The sequence below is a fragment of the Neorhizobium sp. 05N33 genome (assembly GCF_056397445.1).
The window spans coordinates 637,596-656,035 of sequence record NZ_JBFTNK010000002.1 but is presented as its reverse complement, the minus strand read 5'-3'; the positions used below and the strand labels follow the sequence as shown (position 1 = coordinate 656,035).

The following is an 18,440-nucleotide window of genomic DNA, read 5'->3' as shown; positions in this document are numbered from 1 at the left end:
ATTTCAGATTGCTGCGGATTGCCTGGTTCCGACGCCGAGGCTTCGAAAGCTCGCATAACTTGCCTCGACGAGTTGATCGACGGCGGCTTCCCGATCGTTTCCGTCGACCGTGCCGCCCGAAAGACGCGTCACGCGGTCCGGATTGATGAGGGCGTAATAGAGCGAGCCGAGCAGGAACTGGCTGCGCCAGACGAGCCCGCTCAATGGCGCATCGGGTACGCAATCGGCTAAGGCCTTGATGAAGGCGCGGCTGGTCTCGTCGAACGCGTCCGCGATGATCGCCTGCGCGTCGGGATTTCCCTCTGCCGACAGGACCGCCCGCATCCGGGTGAATTCGGCACCGCCGCCATCGCCCTCCGACGAGGAAACGAAGGCCGGCACGACATAGGCGCGCAGGATCGCCATCAGCCGTTGATCCGCATCGCTGATCCGCAGGGCCTCGCCTAGCAGCTCGCGGCGGCGGGCGTTCATCGGCACCGTGTGGCGCTCGTAAACCTCCCGCAGCAATTTCGCCTTCGAGCCGAAATGATAGGTCAGGCTGCCGACATTGGCTCCGGACGCCTTGGCGATGTCCCGCAGCGAGACGGCATTGTAGCTGCTGCGGGAAAACAGGGTCACGGCGTTTCTGAGCAAGGCTTCCCTCAGGTTCGGGCGCATGGAAATCCATAGTCAATTGTTTGGCGAGTTTGTACAGTTGTACAAACTCGCCGTCAAACGAAATGGCGCCATGAGGGCGCAGGTTAGTTCAACTCACCGGTCCGCCGATAAAACCACCTGGCTCTGTCGAAGCATGAAGCCATCGAAGAACACTGACAGCTCGGCAAATCCATCGACCGGCAGCACATGGGCGACATATTGGTCCGGCCGGACGACGACCACGCAGCCGTGCTGCCTGTCGATGCCGCGCATGTCGAAAATGTCCTGGCCGCTCTTGAGGTCGGGGCAGAACATCTTTTCGTAATCGCAGAGCCCGTAGCGGCCTTTCCGGGGCAGAAGGAAAGTCGGCATGGCTTCGACGGCAAGCGTGCGGTGGGCCTGTTGGAAGACCGCCCGGAAATCGATCACCGAATCAATGTCGGCACCGGAAGGTGTGTGTCTCTTGACGGGCGAGGAGGGGGAGTCCGCCAGGAAATCGCAAAGCGCCCGTAGTCGGGAAGATGGCTGGGCACGATCCTCCACCCCGGCAAAGGCATAGATGCGCCAGCGGCCATCGGCTTTCGCGGCATGGCCAAGCTGCATCGGCTTGGCATCGACCAGCCGGATCGCCGGCGCTGAATGGAACCGCGCGCCGATCGTCAGCCCCTTGGCGAGATGCTGATGGGTCGATCGGCCGATCAGCATCGACGGTATGTAGCGTGTCGCTGTGCCCGCCGTATAGCGTCCGGACCGGACGAAATATTTCTGGACTTCCGCGGGTTCGACGCCCTCGCCGTCTGGATCGTTCGGGGATTTCAGCGGCGCGCTCAGCATGGCCGACCATTCTCGGTCGAAATCAATCAGTTCCTTGGCGATGGTCTGGCGTTCGGCGGAATAGCTGTGCAGCAGCTCCGGCCCGCTCCGTCCCTGCAGCACGGCGGCCAGTTTCCAGCCGAGGTTGAACCCGTCCTGCATCGAGACGTTCATGCCCTGGCCGGCTTTCGGGCTGTGGGTATGGCAGGCGTCGCCGGCGATGAAGACATGGGGTAGACGCTCTCCGATCGCGTCTTCGGCCACGTCGTCGAACTTGTCGGTCAGCCGTTGCCCGATCTCGTAGACCGACCACCAGGCGACCTCCTTCGCCTCGAATGTGTAGGGATGCAGGATGCGCTGCACGGCCGCGATCAGCTTGTCGACGGTGATGTTCCGGCTCGCGACCCGCTCGTTCTCGTTGAGCTTGTCCATCTCCACATAGATGCGGACCATGTAGCCGCCTTCGCGCGGGATCAGCACGATGCTGCCTTCGCCCGCGGACTGGATCAATGCCTTCAGGCGAATGTCGGGAAAATCGGTAACGGCCAGCACGTCCATGACGCCCCAGGCGTGATTGGCGGAATCGCCATGCAGCGCCCGCCCGATCGATTTGCGCACTGTGCTGCGCGCGCCATCGCAGCCGACGACGTAGCGCGCCTTGACGGTCTCGATCTCACCTTCGTGGGAGGGATCAAGACGCTCCAGCCTCGCGGTCACCGGATAATCCGAAGTAGCCGGGTCTGTTTCGACGTCGATCAGGCGCCGCGAATAATGCGGCTCGAGCCGGGTCGGCGATTTGCGCATGACGTCGAGGAAGAAATCCTGAACCCGCGCCTGGTTGAGGATGACATGCGGGAATTCGGAAAGCCCATCCTCGGTATCGTCGATCCTGCCGCTGCGGATGATGTTTTCGCGTTTTGCGTCGTCCGGCTTCCAGAACGATGTCTCGTTGACCCAGTAGGATTCCCTCATCACCCTCTCCGCGAAACCGAAGGCGTGGAACATTTCCATGGTGCGGCAGGCGATACCGTCCGCCTGGCCGCGCAGCAAGGGCCCCGATCTCTGGTCGACGATGCAGGTCCTGATATCGGGAAAGGCAGACAGTTGCGCCGCGAGCGTAAGGCCTGCCGGACCGCAGCCGACGATCAGGACATCGACTTCGGCGGGAAGCGGTCCTTTGTCGACTGGCGTGCTCTGTCGATCCTCCGGGTGAAAGATTTCCGGGTCGCCGGGCTCGAACCCATTCAGATGGAATTGCATGGAACCAGTTTCCTCCGCATGTTTCTTGATGGGCGTCCGCTGAAATGGATTCGGCGGATCCAACATTGATCAGTATACTGATTATCAGTATACGTGTCAAGCTTGCGATGGTTTTGGAGAGTTTGGTGAAAGACAACGATGACATGCCGGGGCATCTCGCCCGCCGGTTTCAGCAGATCGCCGTGGCGGTCTTCCATGCCGAGGTCGAGCAAGCCGGCTACGACCTGACACCCGTCCAGTACGCGGCGCTCGCGGCGATCAGCACCAATCCCGGGATCGATCAGGTGACGCTCGCCGGGCTGATCGCCTACGACCGGACGACGATTACTGGGGTGATCGACCGGCTGGTGCAGAAAGGGCTGCTGGCGCGCAATACCAGCACCAGGGACAGGCGCGCCCGCGAATTGCAGATCACCGACGAGGGTCGCAAGACCTTGAGCGGCGTCGCGCCGGTGGTCGAGGCGGCGCAGGAACTCATGCTGCGCGGGCTGTCGGCAGATGAGGGCGACGAACTGCTGCGGCTTTTGCGCAAGGCGATCGCCGCCGGCAACGAGTTGAGCCGCGCACCGTTGCGCGAGGTTTCGGACACCGCCAAGACCAAGCCGGTCACCTGACCTGCTTCGGGCAAGGCGTGGCCCGGTTACCGGAGCAAACTCCGTATCCGATCCCGCTCCGTTAACCATTTGTTGACCATATTGGCCGAGCCTCCTCTCCAGGCACGCCAGCCGTAACTTGGATACAGCAGGGAGAAGAGCATGACGCTCGTGACATTGCCCAACAAGATCGTGCGAAACAGCCACCACACCGTTCTGGTGATGCGCGACGGCGGCACATGCCAGGCCGTCTGCGTCGTCAACGACGGCAGGATCGGCGACGTCTGCTCGAAGCTCGGCCTCATCGAAAGTATCGCCAGCAGCAAGCTCGATCACGGCGAAGTGGCGTTCGACGGCCGCGTTTGGATCACCCATTCCGACATGCCGCGTCCACTGCATGTGGGGCGCCACTAGGTCTTATCCCGCAGGCGAACGAAACATCCGGCCCTCGAGCATGCTCGAGGGCCGGATATCGGGGAGGTATCAGCGGAAGAGGTCGAGAATGCGTTTCGACTGTTCGTTGACGATGCTGAGGCCGATCGTCTGAAGTTGCTGCTGCACCTTCGTGGCGGCGAGCTTTACGGCGCTCTCTTCCATGTTGGCATCGACGAGGCGCCCGACGCCGCGGTCGATCGCATCATGCAGCTTGGAGAGGAACTCCGTATTGGCACCGATGCGGCTCGAGGTGGAGCCGAGCTTGGCGCCGGCGGAGGTGAGGCTCGAAAGCATGCTGTCGGTGGCCGAGATCATCCCGTCCAACTCGTCTTCGGTGGTCGAATTCGAGATCTTGATTTCGTTGGCGGTTGCCGACCCCTGCGATCCCGTATCAAGGAGATAATATTCGTAGGCGGTGCCGTTGTCGGTGGTGCCCGAATAGGCCTTGGTCAGAAGCCCGTCGGCGGCGTCACCGCTGCCGACCAGCGTCGTCGAGGCGGTATCGAAATCGATCGTGTTGAGGGCCGTGGTGCCGTCTTGGTTCGTCGATGGGGATGCCAGCAGCGACTTGACGCTCGGCGTCCCGGCGGAACTCAGCCAGTTCTCGCCGCTGAAGGATGACGACTCGGCGACCATGCCCAACTGATCCTTGAGTTGGCCGATCTCCGCATTGATGGCGTCGCGGTCCACGCCCGGCGAGCGCGCCAGGATAAGTTTTGCCTTGATCTCGGAAACGAGACCGGTCGCAGCCTCCATGCCGAGCGACGCCGTATCCGTCACCGCGGCTGCAAGGCCCGATGCGTCCTCGACTGCCGAAAGCGACATGCCCGTCGAACGCATCGAGGTGGCGATCGACCAATAGGCGGCGTTATCGGAGGCCGTATTGACCTTGCGGCCGGTTGCCACCTGGATCGTGTTACGCTCCAGCGCCTTGGCGGAGCCGGTCAGCAATAACAGCGCAGAAGCCGCCGACTGATTGTAAGAAATGCTGCTCATGAAGCGTCTCGCAGGTGGGAAGGACACGTTACGGGCTCAGGCAGTGAAGATTGGCGTCATGCCCTTGAGCTGTCGCCGCGTTGGCGCACGAACCCATCACCTGCAATCACCTTGCACGAGCGAGATTTCAAAGCATTTGCAGGATTTATTAAGGTTTTAATGATTGGCGGGTTTTTTGAGGGGTGAGTGGTGTGGCGGCGGCCCGACTGCGCTCCCAGCCAGTAAAGATCAAATCACGCCGTCAGAATTGGTGGTACTTTGCCGGCGGTCGGAATTGATTTGCGACCGGATGGGGACATGCCAGTCTCCAGAGTTGACGCGCAAAGGATATGCGCATGAACTCTGGATAGAAAGATCAGTCGTCCTTCATCTTCAAGGCCGCAATGAAGGCTTCCTGCGGGATGTCGACCTTGCCGAACTGTCGCATGCGCTTCTTGCCTTCCTTCTGCTTGTCGAGCAGCTTGCGCTTGCGGGTGGCGTCGCCGCCGTAGCATTTTGCGGTCACGTCCTTGCGCATCGCCGAGATCGTTTCGCGGGCGATCACGTTGCCGCCGATCGCCGCCTGGATCGGGATCTTGAACATGTGCCGCGGGATCAGGTCCTTGAGCTTCTCGCACATGTCGCGCCCGCGCTTTTCGGCAGCCGAGCGGTGGACCAGCATGGAGAGCGCGTCGACCGGCTCGCCGTTGACCATGATCGACATCTTCACGAGGTTGCCTTCGCGATAGCCGTGCAGGTGGTAGTCGAACGAGGCATAACCCTTGGAGATCGACTTCAGGCGGTCGTAGAAATCGAACACCACTTCGTTGAGCGGCAGCTCATAGGTGAGCATGGCGCGCTTGCCGACATAGGTGAGTTCGGTCTGGATGCCGCGGCGGTCCTGGCAGAGTTTCAGGATACCGCCGAGATAATCGTCGGGGGTGAGGATCGTCGCCTTGATCCACGGTTCCTGGATTTCCGAGATCTTGACCACGTCCGGCATGTCGGCCGGATTGTGCAGCTCGCGCTCGGAACCATCGGTCATCGTCAGCTTGTAGACGACCGAGGGTGCGGTGGCGATGAGGTCGAGGTCGAACTCGCGCTCCAGGCGTTCCTGGATGATTTCCAGATGCAGAAGTCCGAGGAAGCCGCAGCGGAAACCGAAACCGAGCGCTGCCGAGCTTTCCATTTCGAAGGAGAAGGAGGCGTCGTTGAGGCGCAGCTTGCCCATCGCGGCGCGCAGGTCCTCGAAGTCGGCCGCATCGACCGGGAAGAGGCCGCAGAACACCACCGGCTGGGCCGGCTTGAAGCCCGGGAGAGCCTTGGCGGTCGGGCGCTTGTCCTCGGTGATCGTATCGCCGACGCGGGTATCGGCCACTTCCTTGATCGAGCCGGTGAAGAAACCGATCTCGCCGGGGCCGAGGCTGTCGACGGCCAGCATTTTCGGGGTCAGGACGCCGACGCGCTCCACTTGGTATTTGGCATCGGTGCCCATCATGCGGATGGTCTGGCCCTTGGTCAGCACGCCGTCGAGAATGCGCACCAGAACCATGACGCCGAGATAGGTGTCGTACCAGCTGTCGACCAGCAGCGCCTTCAGCGGGCCTTTTTCGCCGAGTTCGCTCTTCGGCGGCGGCAGCTGGTGGACGATCGCTTCCAGCACGTCGGGAATGCCTAGGCCCGTCTTCGCCGAGATCAGCACGGCGTGCGACGCGTCGATGCCGATCACTTCCTCGATCTGTTCGCGGATGCGGTCGGGTTCGGCGGCCGGCAGGTCGATCTTGTTGAGGACGGTGACGATCTCGTGGTTGTTGTCGATCGCCTGATAGACGTTGGCGAGCGTCTGCGCCTCGACGCCCTGGGATGCGTCGACGACGAGAAGCGAACCTTCGCAGGCCGACAGCGAACGCGAGACTTCATAGGCGAAGTCGACATGGCCGGGCGTGTCGATCAGGTTCAGGATATAGGTCTCGCCGTTATTCGCCTTGTAATGCAGGCGCACGGTCTGGGCCTTGATGGTGATGCCGCGTTCGCGCTCGATATCCATCGAGTCCAGCACCTGTTCCGACATGTCGCGCTCGGCAAGGCCGCCGGTCGTCTGGATCAGCCGGTCGGCGAGCGTCGACTTGCCGTGGTCGATATGCGCCACGATCGAGAAGTTGCGGATATGGTCAAGCGGAGTGCGGGTGGAATTGGTGCTCATGGTCGCGCATATAGCAGCGCGAATCCCTGCCGCAAAGCGGAAAGATAACCTTTCGTTGAGGATAAAGCCCGGCGGCGTGGGCTATTTGGCGGGCTTTTCGGTCTCCGGACCGGTCATCACGGAGGCGTTCGGAAGCTGGGCGCTTCTGAGCCCGACATTCTCCCGTTCGTCGGCCGGCACGCCCACGCGTTCCTTGAGGCGCCAGATCACGTAAGTCCCATAGGCGATCGCCACCAGGATCACCGCATAGATGAAGGTGTGCTGGCCGAAAGCCGGGGTGAGCAGCGTCACGCCGAGGGGGACGATGGTGGCCGCCGTCGACCATGCCACCAAGAGCGTCGAGGAGAGCGGCACGAAATCGCCGGGATCGGCCCGGTCGTTGGCATGCGCATTGGCGACCGAATAGACGGTCTCGACCGCGCCGCCGAAGATGAGGAAGACGAGCATCAGGACGATCATCATCGAGAAGGACACGAACAACGCCGCGGTGCCCGCTGCGACGATCAGCGCGCAGGTGATCAACAGCACGAAACGGCGGTCGATGCGGTCCGACAGCATGCCGAGCGGATATTGCACGAACAGCAGGCCCGTCTGCATCACCAGCATCAAAAGCGCGACATCCGCCTGCGCCACGTGGCTGGTGGTGGCGTAGATCGGCACGAAGCCCTGGATCACCATGGAAAGGCCGCCGGACGCGAGCACGCCGATCAGCCCGACCGGCGAGATGCGCCAGGCCATCTTGATGTCGACATTGACATTGGCCGGCGCCGGCGGGTTGGGCAGGCGGGTCAGTCCGATCGGCAGGATGGCGAGCGCGGTGACGAACACCACGGCGAGCGGCGCCAGATTGCCGTCCGTCGGAATACGGCCGAACAACCAGGCGCCGGCGCCAAGGCCCAGCACGAAGGCCATGTAGAAGAACGACATCGCCCGGCCCCGCCACTCGTTCGAGGCGGCATGGTTGAGCCAGCTCTGGGCGATGATGAAATTGACGTTGGACGCTGCCCCATAGACGCCGCGCGCCAAAACCCACCAGATCGGCGGCGGGTTGGTGGCGATCAGCACGGCGGCGATGATCACCATCGCCATCGAGCAGGAGAACAGCCGCGCATGGCCTACCCGGCGGATCAGCGGCCCGCCGACGATGCAGCCGATCAGCCCGCCGAAGGCGAGCGTCGGAACCGCGGCGCTGGCGGCCCAGGATGAACCCGTCTCCGTCAGCACGAAGGGGACATAGGCGGACATGATGCCGCTGCCGACGGCGGCGATCGTCATCGAAACGACGATGCTGGCGATCGACAGGGGCGACGCCGTCTCGGATGTCTGGCCGTTCATCTCGTCCCCCCGCAAGCGCGGGCGTTGGCGATTTCCGCCGATTTAAAGCCCGATACTGCTCCATAGCCGATGGACCATGACAGGAGCTATCGCGGAAGCGCCATCGCTTGTAAAATTCGCCAACTCTATCATTTGCGCACTTGATTCCACGATAAGAGAATGCAATTCTCAAATCATGGAAGCCACGGATCATGACATTGAAAACGCTATCAGCGAGCGGCTGAAGAGCCTGCGGGCCCGCGCCGGTCTGACGCTGGACGAGCTGGCGAACCGCTCCGGCGTCAGCCGTGCGATGATTTCGCGGATTGAGCGGGCCGAGGCGAGCCCGACGGCGGCGCTGCTGGCAAGGCTGTCGGAGGCGCTCGGGCTCTCCCTCTCGGCCTTTTTCGCCGATGACGAGCCGCAGAACTCGCCGCTCAGCCGCCGGGCGGAGCAGAAGCTGTGGCGCGATCCGCATACGGGTTATCTGCGCCGCTCGGTTTCGCCGCCGGGCACGCCGAGCAGGGTAGATATCGTCGAGGTGGATTTCCCCGCCCATGCGCGGGTCAGCTTTCCGCCGCGCGAGGAGAGCCGGGTGATGACCCAGCATGTCTGGTTGTTCGAGGGCGTGCTGGAGATGGTCATCGGCGGGACCGTTCATAGGCTGCATCCAGGTGACTGCCTCTACATGGATATCGGCGCCGCCTTCGACTTCCACAATCCGTCCGACAAGCCGGCCCGGTATGCGGTCATCCTCGACCGCGGCCGCTGAGCATTTTCATCAGGAGATTTTTCAAGATGACCGTCACCATCCGCATCCTCGATGCCGGCGAAACCCGCGCTGCCATAGCCGATCTCTCCGAGACCCTGTCCGACTGCGTCAACGGCGGGGCTTCGCTCGGCTTCATGCTGCCCTTCGCGCCGGAGGATGCGGTCGGCTATTGGCAGGAGATTGCCGATGCGGTCGGAAAAGGCGGCATCATCCTCGCGGTGGCCGAAATGGAGAGCAAGGTCGTCGGCACGGTGCAGGTGGGTCTTGCCTCAAAGCCGAACCAGCCGCATCGCGGCGACCTGATGAAGCTCCTCGTGCATCGCTCTGCCCGCGGGCTCGGCCTGTCGCGCAGGCTGATGGAGGCGGTGGAAGCGGAAGCCGCACGGCGCGGCCGCACCCTTCTGGTGCTCGACACCGCGACCGGCAGCGAGGCGGAAAAGATCTATCCGCGCTTCGGCTGGGAGCGGGTCGGGGTCATTCCGGATTATGCCATGTGGCCGCAGGGCGGTTTCTGCGCCACCACGCTGTTTTACAAGCGGGTTGCTTGAGGGTCCAAGAAAAATTCATCAGCACGTCCCCCTCCATCTCGATTTATTCTTGCAAATCAGGGCATATGAACGGGCGCCCGTTGATCAGGCGCTATCATAGGGGGCTTTATGTTGATTTTTAATTCGCTGCCGGCGATCCGCCGCGCAGCCCTGGTGGCTTTGACGGCAACCGTCTGCTCCATAGCCGGTCAGGTTATGTCCGCTGACGTCAGCTTCGTGATGCGCAACGAACATCCGAACGCCGTCGAGGTCGAGCTTTATAGCCAGGACCGCAAGCATGTCTGGCCGGGCGGCAACCAGGTCTATTATCTGGATGACGGCGAATCCAAGCAGATCCACCTCTCCTGCCAGCAGGGCGAGAACATCTGCTACGGTGCCTGGGTCTCCGGCGACAAGCAGACCTATTGGGGCACGGGCCCGAACAACAAGGAAGCTTGCGAAGACTGCTGCTACGTCTGCAGCGGCGGCGAGACCGAGGAAATCAACCTGGTCGAGTAGTCTGGATCTGCAACAGGATCGGCCGCGCTGTCGGCCGATCCTTTCGGCTCAGCGGCTTTCTTGAGTGGCCGCAAACGGGGTGATGGCCGCTCGGCCGTCAGCGGGGTCGTCCGTGAACGAGCACACCGTCGATATCGACCATCAAGATTTTCATTGCGCATTTTCCAGATTTGAAAACGGATATAAAACAGGCGCCGCAAGCGAATATGCCGCTTCCACCATCGTCCATCCAGTCGCGGATGATATCGGGAACATGATGCGGGATTTATATAGAATCGGACTATTGGCGTGCCTCTGGCTGAGCCTTATCGCGGCTGCGGCCGCCGAGGATGTGCCGAAATTCGCGCAGTTTGCCGAGAACGTCTATTCCGGCTCGAGTGCTTCGGTAAAGCTGGTGACGGAGGACGACCGGAGCTTCGCGACCCGGCTGAGGGCAGCGGCGAAACAGCCGGTGAATTTTGCGGGGCATTATATTCTCACGACATGGGGCTGCGGCGCCGAATGCCTGGGCGGCGCAGTCATCGATGCCCGCAGCGGCAAGGTCACCTTCCTTCCCTATTCGGTCTGCTGCTGGGGTGAGGGCGAGCCCTTTTATTACCGCAGCGACAGCCGGCTGATCGTCTTTTCCGGTGTGCTCAACGAGGAAAGCCCGAAGGGCGCGCATTTTTTCGAGTTACGGGATGGCGTGTTTCTGCATGTGACGAGCCGCGCCAAGGACGGCACGGCCCTTTCCGGCATTCCGAAGCCGGCGAAATAGCCTGCCGATCAATTGCCGGTGTTCAACATCCTCTTGAAAGCTGTGATGATCAGTCCGGCCAGTTCGCGATGGATATCGCTGCGCGGCCGGCTGGTGTCGCTGCAGATCGGGTCTGGCTCGCCGACCTTCTTCAGGAATTCCTCGGCGCCAGGTTTGCAGACGGGCAGGAAGCTGAAATGGTCGGCTTTATCGACCTGGGCATAAGTCGCTTTCGAAGCCTTTTTGGCGAGCGCCTCCGAAAGCACGGCGGCCGGGATCTCACCCGCGCTGCCCAGATTGATGAAGGCGAGCGGGATATCGATCGCCCCGATACTATCAGGCTTGAAAGCCTCGACCAGACCGGGATCAACCAGCACGGCTCCCGAAATGCGGGCGTCCCGGTTCGACTGTTCGAAGCGGCTGCGGTCGAGGCTGTCGAGGTTCAGCGGCTCGACCGCCACCTCTTCGCCGCCGGCAAAACCGCGCCCGCCGCGAAACCAGCGGCAATCCATCATGTCGGAATTGGTCTCGCAATAGTGCTTGTAGGCATCGAGATCGGCACGTGCGCCGGCAAGCTCGATTGCCGTGCTGCCGCCAAGCGAGAAACCGAGCATGCCGATGCGCGTTTTGTCCACCGAAGTCTTGAAGCGCGGATCGGCTGAAAGCGCGGTGATGACGTCCGAGATATCCTGTGTCCGCTCCCAGATTTTAGGCGTGGCCTCCGGCGTGGAATCACCGCTCGTTGTACCGGGGTGGTTGGGGCCGGCAACGATGAAGCCGGCTTTCGCCAGTTCGATGGCGATCCAGCCCATGCCGTCTGCTCGTGAGCCCGAACCATGGGAGACGAGTACGATGGGGAACCGGCCGGCTTCGATGGTGGCGTTTCGCGAGGCGGTGGAGTTTTCAAATATTGGGTTTTCGCCGGCGGAGCCGGTCCGGCCGTCACCCTTCGACGGATACCAAACGGTGACTGCCAGCGCGCGGTCGCGGGTGGGTGAGACGACGCTGATCTTTTGGATGCCGACGGGCAGGACATCGCCGGCAAAGGCGGCATCGGCCAGGAACGGACCGATGAAGGGAAGAAGAACAAGAAAGGGAAGTTTCAATCGCATGTGAGCCTCGTCCTGTTTAAAAACGAAGGCTCCTTCCTGGCGTCATGGCGGTCTTTCGGCGACCTCGATCACGTTCGAGGTCGTCCTCGAACGTGATCTTGTCCTATGGCCTCAAGCCCCGGCGCGCTTTTCCGTCAGAAAATAGAGGAAGGCGATGACCGGCAGGGCAAATCCGAGCGACGAGGCAAGCAGCCAGCCGCCTTCGGCAAAGGCCCAGGCGCCGACGGCGGAGCCGATCGCGCCGCCACAGAAGAAGGTCGCCATGTAGAGGCCGTTGAGCCGGCTTCTCAGGTCCGCGCCGAGATTGTAGATCGACCGCTGGCCGATCACGAGCGTCATCGTTACCCCGAAATCGAGCAGGATGGCGGCAATCGTCAGCAGCGCGAGTGCCACGAGCGAGCCTTCGGGCGCGATATGGGTGATCAGAAAGGCGACGGCGACGGCTCCGATCCCAAAGATCGTCGCGGGCCGGCCGAGATCCCGGTCGGCCAGGCGTCCGGCGATCGGCGAGGCGATGGCGCCGGCCACACCTGCCAGGGCAAACAGCGCGATGCCGGCCTGGCTGAGATGGAAGGCGGGGCCGGCGAGAACCAGCGGCGTCACCGTCCAGAACAGGCTGAAAGTGGCGAACTGGCAGGCCTGGTAGAAAGCGCGACGGCGCAGAACCGGCTGGGTGGCGTAAAGGCGCCCCATCGATCCGAGCAGGCCGAAATACGAGAGCTTCGTCTGCGGAATGCGCTTCGGCAGCCGCGCGGCAAGCACGAAGCCGAGCACGATCATCGCCGCAGCCGATAGGAAGAACACGATGTGCCAGGAGGAGAACTCGGCAACGAAGCTCGAGACCGGCCGGGCCATCATGATGCCGATCATCAGCCCGCTCATGACATTGCCGACCACCCGGCCGCGATTGGCGTCATTGGTCAGGCTGGCGGCAAACGGCACGATCATCTGCACGGCGGTGGAGCCGATGCCAATCGTCAGCGACGCGGCGAGGAACGGGACGGTCGCGGTCGACAGGCCGGCTCCGAGCAGCGCCACGGTGACCGCGCCGATCATGGTGAGGATCAGCCGGCGGTTTTCCAGAAGGTCGCCGAGCGGCACGACCAGCAGCAGGCCGAGGCCATAACCGATCTGGGTCAGTGTGACGATAAGGCCTGTCGCATGCGCCGGCAGACCGATCGAGGCGGCGATCGGACCTGCGAGCGGTTGGGAATAATAGAGATTGGCGGCGATGAGCCCGCAGGCTGCTGCCATGACGAAGGTCATCGCGGTGGACAAGCCGGAAGCGGCCGTCGGCGTGGCCATCGTTGCGGTATTGGTGGTCATGGGAAGCTCCTTGGGAGGAAGGATTGCATTGAAAAATCAGTCGAGAAGTTTCATGGCCGCATCGACCACGGAAAAGGCGCGGTCCCGGTTCGGCCCAGTTTTGCCGAGCACTCTCAGGCCTTGCGTCACAGAGAGCAGGACGTGGGCGGTGGCGAGGGGATCGATCGCCGGTGGAATGGAGCCATCCGCCTGGCCTTCGCGGATGAGTGCCTCGATCATGGCTTCGGTCCGGGCCATCGAGCGGCCGACGCGTTCAGCTGCGTCGGCATCGTAGACTGCGAGTTCGATTGCCGTACCGACGACGAGGCAGCCGCGCCGGCCGTTTTCGCCGTGCGAGGCTTCGGCATAAAAGCGCAGCATGCGGGAAACCTTGTCGCGGCCGTTTGCGCCTTCGGCCAGTTCCTGGTCGAGAAGTGCATTGCGGACCTGCTTATAGCGGTCGAAGCTTGCGAGAAAGATTGCCTTCTTGTCCTTGAACGCCTTGTAGAGACTGCCGGCGGCAAGCCCCATGGCGTCCTTCAGCTCGGAAATCGAGGCCGCGTGATAACCCCTCTCGGAAAACACGATGATCGCCTTGTCGAGTGCATCTTCGATCTCGAATTCGCGGGGGCGACCCGGCGGACGCCCAGTGCTGTTGATGTCCATGATGTCGGCTTAGTTTGGAAACGATCGTTCCCAAATAGAGGCGTCTTTGCGCTTCGTCAAGGGAAAACCTGGCCGTGGTATATCAAGTTTCGATGTTGGCGGGCGTGCGGGGTCCGACGATTAGCGGGAACACTTGAGGCGCCCGGCGGTTACGTCCCTGTCACCAACCGCAAAAGCCGGAGGCAGACATGAGCAAGAGTGACGTACAGGAAGCCGTAAAACGCGCCGAACGCCAGGTCGAGAACACCAGTGCCGGCGGCCACCTCGGCGGCACCTATTATGGCCAGAACCCGGACGGCAAGACGGCATCCACCAATACCAATGTCGGCAAGAACCGTCCCAACACCGGCAGCAGCTAGACGTCACCACCATCAAGGGATTTTGGAGAGCCCCGCCGCGTGCGGGGTTTTTTTATTCTATGATCCAAAAATCCGGTTGCGAAAAAAATCAGTCGGCTCTGTCGGGAGAGAAGGGCCCCGGACGTCCTTGGTTCAAGGATGGGCATTGCGATGCTGCGCAAGCCGTCCGGATTTCGGAACCTGTGACATAGGGGAGTAGACATGAGTAGCAATTATCGTTGGGTGATCGTCGCTGCCGGCGCCTTGATGGGCTGCGTCGCCGTCGGCACGATGTTCTCGCTGGCCATCTTTCTGGAACCGATCGCCAAGGCGACCGGCTGGTCGCATGCCGGTATATCGAGCGCCATGACGCTCAATTTCGTCGTCATGGGCCTCGGCGGCTTCATGTGGGGCACGTTGAGCGACCGTTTTGGCGCACGCGTCGTCGTGCTGATCGGGGCGGTGCTTCTTGGCCTGGCGCTGGTGCTCGCCAGCCAGACACAGAGCCTGATTGCCTTCCAGCTGATCTATGGCTGTCTGGTCGGGCTTGCCGCAAGCGCCTTTTTCGCGCCGATGATCGCCGTCACCATGTCCTGGTTCGACGAGCATCGCAGCCTGGCTGTTTCACTGGTATCGGCCGGCATGGGCATGGCGCCGATGACCATCTCGCCCTTCGCCCGCTGGCTGATCACCGCCTATGACGACTGGCGCATGGCGATGCTCTTTATCGGCATCGGCGCCTGGATCTTGCTGCTGCCGACGGCCTTTTTGGTCCGCAACCCGCCGGCCGCGGCGGCTGCGGGCGGCACGGTCTCCGAACCCCAGGCAGAAGGTAGCGGCATGCCGCTGTCGCGGGTGTTCCGCTCGCCGCAATTCCTGGTGCTCGGATTTACGTTCTCCGCCTGCTGCGCTGCCCATTCGGGCCCGATCTTCCACATGGTGAGCTATGCGATGTTCTGCGGCGTGGCGCCGATGGCGGCGGTCAGCATCTACAGCGTCGAGGGCGCGGCCGGTCTCGGCGGCCGTATTCTGTTCGGCGTGCTGGCCGACCGGCTGGGCGTCAAGCCGGTGTTGATCGGCGGCCTGATGATCCAGGCAGCCGTCATCGCCGCCTACACAATGGCAAGCGATCTCAGTCAGTTCTACATGTTGGCGGTGATCTTCGGCGGCACCTATGGCGGTGTCATGCCGCTCTATGCGGTGCTGGCACGCGACTATTTCGGACCGAAGATCATGGGTACCGTGTTCGGCGCGGCGACCATGCTCTCGAGCCTCGGCATGGCCTTCGGACCTCTTGCCGGCGGCTGGGCCTTCGACCATTTCGCAAATTATGACTGGCTGTTCTTCGGTTCGGCGCTGGTTGGTCTCGGGGCGGTGGCGATCGCTCTCGCCTTTCCGCCGCTGCCACGCCAGCCGGCGCAGCTTCAGGCCGCTTGAGCGGCTCACACATGCTGAGCCACAAAGCAAAAAGCCCGGAAAATTCCGGGCTTTTGAAATTCAGTGATCTGCCGGGGCCTTTCGGCCCTTGGCTCGAACCGGGGCCGGAGCAGGCTCCGCGGCTTCGCGTTCAAGGCGAAGCTGCCTCAGTTTCTCGGTTTTCTTTTCCCGCTGGGTCGCTTCCGCCGAAATGATGGAGCGCGCGGTGTGATCTGTCGCGGCAGCTTTGTCACGCGCGGAAAGCTTGGTGGGATTGAAGAATTCGTCCTTGGTGGCGGCCATAATATCCTCCTTCCTGATGGGATGTCCGTGCGGTCGACAAATTATCCGCGCGCCGGACGGACCACTTTCTTGGGAGCCGGCAGGAGGCCTTCGCGCTGCATCTTCTTGCGCGCCAGCTTGCGGTAACGACGAACGGCTTCTGCCTTTTCGCGCACCCGCTTTTCGGAGGGCTTCTCGTAGGCGCTGCGCGCCTTCATCTCGCGGAAGACGCCTTCGCGCTGCATCTTCTTCTTCAGCACCCGGAGTGCCTGCTCGACGTTGTTGTCTCTGACTAGAACCTGCAAACTATATCCTTTCCATTGCGGGCAGATCCCGCGTTCGATCAAGAGGTTGAATCACTTGCCGATACGAATGCTCGACGGCTTCAGCCAAGGTCCGGCTGGGGCGGCGTCGGAAGCCTCGTCCTTCTTGGCGGACGATGCGGTCTCGGAAGTGTCTATATCGCTTTCGACGATCCGGCGCTCGAAATTCTCGCTGCCGAAACGTACCCGGTATTGGTTTTCACCTCGGTCGGCTGCCGGTAAAAGGCCCACGACGCGGCATGTCCGGTCGCCAGTGGCGGTCCGGGTAAGGCCTGCCTTGAGGACGATGTTATCGCCTATGGCATAGACATTTGCGCTCATCGTGGTCTCCTTGAACCGGCCAAAAGCCGGAGCAAAACAAAAAGGCCGGGCGTTACCCCGACCTCTTCCCGTCATTCAAGCCGTCGCTGCCAGTACATCCGTGGTCAGCCGAGGCGAATGACATCCTTATGCGGCCCGGAGGTTGTCGGCCGAGCTCTTGCCGGACTTGCGGTCGCGAACGATCTCGTAGGAGATCTTCTGACCTTCCGTCAGGGAAGACATGCCGGCACGTTCGACAGCCGAAACGTGAACGAAAACGTCCGTCGCGCCGTCATCAGGCTGAATGAAGCCGAAGCCCTTGGTGCTATTGAACCACTTTACGGTGCCAGTATTCATAACGATTTCCTTTCAATCGTTAGAGATTGCGGACAGTATTCCGTCCGCTTTGATCGATATTTGAGAGGAAATCTGACTGAGCACCAGGCCCGTGAACAAAGGTCGCAAGCAATTTTCGATAGCGTCAATATAAGCTTTATCCGTTGATAATCAATGCTGCCGCGGAGATTTAATTTTCCGGGCGCTCAACGGCAATGCCGATTTTCTCAATCAACGACATGATTTTACAATGCAATATCGAAATTAGCAACCGCTTTGGCCGGCTCGGCGACCGATTCTGATGCGTCGGCAGCCGGCTTTCGAACTCCACGCCCGGAGGATCGCTCCGGGCGCGGCGCATGTCACTACGACGATCCGGTCAGAGCGTGCCGGCGCGCTGCTGCGTCATCATGTAGGTGTCGTAGGAATATTCGGCGATCTGCGCCCAGAGATAAGCGTCCTTCTTGAAGGCCTGCTGGCTGTCGTAGATCTTCTTGAAGGCCGGGCTCTTGGCCGAGAGGTCGGCATAGGTCTCCATTGCTGCCTTGAAGCAGACATCCATGATCTCGCGGCTGAAGGCTTTCAGCACCGCGCCTTCGGCAACCAGCTTCTTCAGCGCCGTGGCGTTGTGAGCATCGTAATTGGCGAGCATGCTCATGTTGGCCGCGGCGCAGGCATCAGTGACGATCTGCTGGTAGCTTTTCGGCAGGCCCTTGAACTTTTCGAGATTGAAGAAGGCATGCATGGCCGGGCCGCCTTCCCACCATGCCGGGTAATAGTAATATTTGGCGACCTTCACGAAGCCGAGTTTTTGGTCGTCATAGGGGCCGACGAATTCGGTGGCGTCGATCGTGCCCTTTTCGAGTGCTGCATAGACATCGCCGCCGGCGATCTGCTGCGGGGTGACGCCGACCTTCTGCATCACTTGGCCTGCGAGGCCAGCAATTCGCATCTTCAAGCCCTTCAGGTCATCGATCGTGTTGATTTCCTTGCGGAACCAGCCGCCCATCTGGGTGCCGCTATTGCCGGCGGGCAGGGCATAGAGATTGCGCGGGGCCAGGAATTCGTTGATCAGGTCGTTGCCGCCGCCGGCCGTGAACCAGGCATTGGTCATGCGGGCATTGAGGCCGAAGGGAATGGCGGTGCCGAGCGCAAACGCCGGGTCCTGGCCGATATAATAATAGGAGCAGGTATGGGCCATTTCGACGGTACCGTTGGCAACCGCGTCTGCCGCCTGCAGCGGCGGCACGATTTCGCCGGCCCCGAATGTCTGGATCGTGAACTTGCCGTCGGTGGCGTTCCTGACGCTGTCGGCGATCTGGTTGGCGGCATTGAAGATGATGTCGAGGCTTTTCGGGAAGGAGGATGTCAGTCGCCAGCTGACCCTCGGGCTTTCCTGGGCAATTGCCGGAGCGGCAAGTGCGGTTGCGGCAGCAGCGCCGACCCCGGCGGTGGCGGCCTGCTTGAAGAAATGTCTGCGATCCATGAAATTCTCCTCGAAGCGAAAAGTGCGCGGCCAGTCCGGGCCCTGTCGATTTCGCTCATAATCCTTTCATTTCGGGAACGGCAAGGAAATTCC

21 protein-coding genes are annotated in these 18,440 nt (G+C 61.7%); 8 read left to right on the top strand and 13 right to left on the bottom strand.

From position 1 onward, the window contains the following. Positions 1–3 precede the first annotated feature (3 nt). Entirely contained in the window at positions 4–657 is a 654-nt protein-coding gene (locus AC1DLT_RS07625) for a TetR/AcrR family transcriptional regulator (RefSeq protein ID WP_477486353.1), read from the bottom strand. A 93-nt stretch (positions 658–750) separates the two neighbouring features. Then, positions 751–2,709, bottom strand: a complete 1,959-nt coding sequence (locus tag AC1DLT_RS07620; RefSeq protein ID WP_477486352.1) for an FAD-binding monooxygenase — start codon at positions 2,707–2,709, stop codon at positions 751–753. A gap of 125 nt (positions 2,710–2,834) precedes the next feature. Between AC1DLT_RS07620 and AC1DLT_RS07615 the strand changes: the two genes are divergently transcribed. Both AC1DLT_RS07615 and AC1DLT_RS07610 read left to right on the top strand, forming a co-directional pair. Further along, on the top strand, positions 2,835–3,323 hold the full coding sequence (locus AC1DLT_RS07615; RefSeq protein ID WP_477486351.1) for a MarR family winged helix-turn-helix transcriptional regulator: 489 nt from the start codon (positions 2,835–2,837) through the stop codon (positions 3,321–3,323). A gap of 141 nt (positions 3,324–3,464) precedes the next feature. Continuing rightward, the gene (locus AC1DLT_RS07610; RefSeq protein ID WP_477484162.1) at positions 3,465–3,716 is read left to right on the top strand and encodes a hypothetical protein; all 252 of its coding nucleotides are present in this window, start codon (positions 3,465–3,467) and stop codon (positions 3,714–3,716) included. A gap of 69 nt (positions 3,717–3,785) precedes the next feature. Here AC1DLT_RS07610 and AC1DLT_RS07605 read toward each other — a convergent pair whose 3' ends face one another. From AC1DLT_RS07605 to AC1DLT_RS07595, 3 genes are all read right to left on the bottom strand, one after another. Then, on the bottom strand, positions 3,786–4,733 hold the full coding sequence (locus AC1DLT_RS07605; RefSeq protein WP_477486350.1) for a flagellin N-terminal helical domain-containing protein: 948 nt from the start codon (positions 4,731–4,733) through the stop codon (positions 3,786–3,788). A gap of 355 nt (positions 4,734–5,088) precedes the next feature. Next, positions 5,089–6,915: a translation elongation factor 4 gene (gene lepA / locus AC1DLT_RS07600; protein ID WP_038548234.1), complete on the bottom strand. Its 1,827-nt coding sequence runs from the start codon at positions 6,913–6,915 to the stop codon at positions 5,089–5,091. Positions 6,916–6,996: 81 nt separating this feature from the next. After that, a complete protein-coding gene (locus tag AC1DLT_RS07595; RefSeq protein ID WP_477486349.1) occupies positions 6,997–8,250 on the bottom strand; it encodes an MFS transporter in 1,254 nt (417 codons plus the stop codon). Positions 8,251–8,425: 175 nt separating this feature from the next. Between AC1DLT_RS07595 and AC1DLT_RS07590 the strand changes: the two genes are divergently transcribed. The 4 genes from AC1DLT_RS07590 to AC1DLT_RS07575 all read left to right on the top strand — a co-directional run bounded on the left by AC1DLT_RS07590 (position 8,426) and on the right by AC1DLT_RS07575 (position 10,804). Then, the gene (locus AC1DLT_RS07590) at positions 8,426–9,001 is read left to right on the top strand and encodes a helix-turn-helix domain-containing protein (protein WP_477486348.1); all 576 of its coding nucleotides are present in this window, start codon (positions 8,426–8,428) and stop codon (positions 8,999–9,001) included. Between the two features lie 26 nt (positions 9,002–9,027). Next, positions 9,028–9,549, top strand: coding sequence for a GNAT family N-acetyltransferase (locus AC1DLT_RS07585; RefSeq protein ID WP_477486347.1), 522 nt, complete (start codon positions 9,028–9,030; stop codon positions 9,547–9,549). 108 nt (positions 9,550–9,657) lie between these two features. Next, positions 9,658–10,047: a hypothetical protein gene (locus AC1DLT_RS07580; protein WP_038548243.1), complete on the top strand. Its 390-nt coding sequence runs from the start codon at positions 9,658–9,660 to the stop codon at positions 10,045–10,047. Positions 10,048–10,330: 283 nt separating this feature from the next. Continuing rightward, positions 10,331–10,804, top strand: a complete 474-nt coding sequence (locus AC1DLT_RS07575) for a hypothetical protein (RefSeq protein WP_477486346.1) — start codon at positions 10,331–10,333, stop codon at positions 10,802–10,804. A gap of 8 nt (positions 10,805–10,812) precedes the next feature. Here AC1DLT_RS07575 and AC1DLT_RS07570 read toward each other — a convergent pair whose 3' ends face one another. The 3 genes from AC1DLT_RS07570 to AC1DLT_RS07560 all read right to left on the bottom strand — a co-directional run bounded on the left by AC1DLT_RS07570 (position 10,813) and on the right by AC1DLT_RS07560 (position 13,866). Next, complete coding sequence (locus AC1DLT_RS07570) at positions 10,813–11,895, bottom strand: alpha/beta hydrolase family protein (protein ID WP_477486345.1); 1,083 nt, start codon at positions 11,893–11,895, stop codon at positions 10,813–10,815. A 111-nt stretch (positions 11,896–12,006) separates the two neighbouring features. Further along, a complete protein-coding gene (locus AC1DLT_RS07565; protein ID WP_477486344.1) occupies positions 12,007–13,221 on the bottom strand; it encodes an MFS transporter in 1,215 nt (404 codons plus the stop codon). Positions 13,222–13,257: 36 nt separating this feature from the next. Further along, complete coding sequence (locus AC1DLT_RS07560; RefSeq protein WP_038548249.1) at positions 13,258–13,866, bottom strand: TetR/AcrR family transcriptional regulator; 609 nt, start codon at positions 13,864–13,866, stop codon at positions 13,258–13,260. A gap of 188 nt (positions 13,867–14,054) precedes the next feature. Here AC1DLT_RS07560 and AC1DLT_RS07555 point away from each other — a divergent pair, with 188 nt between their 5' ends. Then, a complete protein-coding gene (locus tag AC1DLT_RS07555; RefSeq protein WP_167551681.1) occupies positions 14,055–14,225 on the top strand; it encodes a hypothetical protein in 171 nt (56 codons plus the stop codon). A 201-nt stretch (positions 14,226–14,426) separates the two neighbouring features. Continuing rightward, positions 14,427–15,641 (top strand): MFS transporter, encoded by a 1,215-nt coding sequence (locus tag AC1DLT_RS07550; protein WP_477486343.1) that lies wholly within the window; start codon positions 14,427–14,429, stop codon positions 15,639–15,641. 60 nt (positions 15,642–15,701) lie between these two features. On the opposite strand, the gene AC1DLT_RS07545 is transcribed toward AC1DLT_RS07550, so the two are convergent. The 5 genes from AC1DLT_RS07545 to AC1DLT_RS07525 form a co-directional block, all read right to left on the bottom strand. After that, complete coding sequence (locus AC1DLT_RS07545; protein ID WP_038548255.1) at positions 15,702–15,923, bottom strand: hypothetical protein; 222 nt, start codon at positions 15,921–15,923, stop codon at positions 15,702–15,704. Between the two features lie 41 nt (positions 15,924–15,964). Continuing rightward, entirely contained in the window at positions 15,965–16,207 is a 243-nt protein-coding gene (gene rpsU, locus AC1DLT_RS07540; protein ID WP_038548258.1) for a 30S ribosomal protein S21, read from the bottom strand. Between the two features lie 51 nt (positions 16,208–16,258). Continuing rightward, a complete protein-coding gene (locus AC1DLT_RS07535; protein ID WP_477486342.1) occupies positions 16,259–16,546 on the bottom strand; it encodes a cold-shock protein in 288 nt (95 codons plus the stop codon). 126 nt (positions 16,547–16,672) lie between these two features. Then, the gene (locus tag AC1DLT_RS07530) at positions 16,673–16,882 is read right to left on the bottom strand and encodes a cold-shock protein (protein WP_007770461.1); all 210 of its coding nucleotides are present in this window, start codon (positions 16,880–16,882) and stop codon (positions 16,673–16,675) included. Between the two features lie 358 nt (positions 16,883–17,240). Continuing rightward, a complete protein-coding gene (locus tag AC1DLT_RS07525; protein ID WP_477486341.1) occupies positions 17,241–18,347 on the bottom strand; it encodes a TRAP transporter substrate-binding protein in 1,107 nt (368 codons plus the stop codon). Positions 18,348–18,440 lie beyond the last annotated feature (93 nt).

Bases quoted from the DNA above. Each gene is read 5' to 3' on its own strand.
- AC1DLT_RS07590 (WP_477486348.1), top strand. From the start codon at position 8,426: ATGGAAGCCACGGATCATGACATTGAAAACGCTATCAGCGAGCGGCTG.
- AC1DLT_RS07625 (WP_477486353.1), bottom strand. From the start codon at position 657: ATGCGCCCGAACCTGAGGGAAGCCTTGCTCAGAAACGCCGTGACCCTG.
- AC1DLT_RS07525 (WP_477486341.1), bottom strand. From the start codon at position 18,347: ATGGATCGCAGACATTTCTTCAAGCAGGCCGCCACCGCCGGGGTCGGC.
- AC1DLT_RS07535 (WP_477486342.1), bottom strand. From the start codon at position 16,546: ATGAGCGCAAATGTCTATGCCATAGGCGATAACATCGTCCTCAAGGCA.
- AC1DLT_RS07555 (WP_167551681.1), top strand. From the start codon at position 14,055: ATGAGCAAGAGTGACGTACAGGAAGCCGTAAAACGCGCCGAACGCCAG.
- AC1DLT_RS07605 (WP_477486350.1), bottom strand. From the start codon at position 4,733: ATGAGCAGCATTTCTTACAATCAGTCGGCGGCTTCTGCGCTGTTATTG.
- AC1DLT_RS07565 (WP_477486344.1), bottom strand. From the start codon at position 13,221: ATGACCACCAATACCGCAACGATGGCCACGCCGACGGCCGCTTCCGGC.
- AC1DLT_RS07545 (WP_038548255.1), bottom strand. From the start codon at position 15,923: ATGGCCGCCACCAAGGACGAATTCTTCAATCCCACCAAGCTTTCCGCG.
- AC1DLT_RS07560 (WP_038548249.1), bottom strand. From the start codon at position 13,866: ATGGACATCAACAGCACTGGGCGTCCGCCGGGTCGCCCCCGCGAATTC.
- AC1DLT_RS07550 (WP_477486343.1), top strand. From the start codon at position 14,427: ATGAGTAGCAATTATCGTTGGGTGATCGTCGCTGCCGGCGCCTTGATG.
- AC1DLT_RS07570 (WP_477486345.1), bottom strand. From the start codon at position 11,895: ATGCGATTGAAACTTCCCTTTCTTGTTCTTCTTCCCTTCATCGGTCCG.
- AC1DLT_RS07620 (WP_477486352.1), bottom strand. From the start codon at position 2,709: ATGCAATTCCATCTGAATGGGTTCGAGCCCGGCGACCCGGAAATCTTT.
- lepA (WP_038548234.1), bottom strand. From the start codon at position 6,915: ATGAGCACCAATTCCACCCGCACTCCGCTTGACCATATCCGCAACTTC.
- AC1DLT_RS07595 (WP_477486349.1), bottom strand. From the start codon at position 8,250: ATGAACGGCCAGACATCCGAGACGGCGTCGCCCCTGTCGATCGCCAGC.
- AC1DLT_RS07610 (WP_477484162.1), top strand. From the start codon at position 3,465: ATGACGCTCGTGACATTGCCCAACAAGATCGTGCGAAACAGCCACCAC.
- AC1DLT_RS07530 (WP_007770461.1), bottom strand. From the start codon at position 16,882: ATGAATACTGGCACCGTAAAGTGGTTCAATAGCACCAAGGGCTTCGGC.
- AC1DLT_RS07580 (WP_038548243.1), top strand. From the start codon at position 9,658: ATGTTGATTTTTAATTCGCTGCCGGCGATCCGCCGCGCAGCCCTGGTG.
- AC1DLT_RS07585 (WP_477486347.1), top strand. From the start codon at position 9,028: ATGACCGTCACCATCCGCATCCTCGATGCCGGCGAAACCCGCGCTGCC.